This is a genomic window from Robertmurraya sp. DFI.2.37, assembly GCF_029211245.1.
Taxonomy (GTDB): Bacteria; Bacillota; Bacilli; order Bacillales; family Cytobacillaceae; genus Robertmurraya; species Robertmurraya methanolica_A.
The window spans coordinates 1-302 of sequence record NZ_JARGEJ010000631.1; the positions used below are offsets into that span (position 1 = coordinate 1).

Annotated in this window: 1 protein-coding gene; it reads right to left on the reverse strand. The window is 38.4% G+C overall.

Annotated features, from left to right (window positions below):
* Positions 1–124: 124 nt before the first annotated feature.
* The coding region (locus tag PZE06_RS28000) for a cold-shock protein (protein ID WP_275792403.1) at positions 125–302 on the reverse strand (178 nt) is incomplete at its 5' end.

Genomic DNA, 302 nt, shown 5'->3' on the forward strand with positions numbered 1-302 from the left:
AATGGGCTATGGTCATGAATCAACTGTTAATTCATGACCACCTGAAGAATCGTGTAAAGAAGTATCTAGAATAACTTACACACTTTTCTTGACAAACCCGTATGTACTCCTCCATATTTAACTGTTAAGCTTTAGTAACGTTAACAGCTTGTGGTCCGCGTTGACCTTCTTCAATGTCGAAAGTAACCTCTTGACCCTCTTCTAGGGTTTTAAACCATTCGCTTTGGATAGCAGAGTAATGAACGAATACATCTTCTCCACCTTCTACTTCAATAAATCCTAAGCCTTTTTCGGAGTTAAAC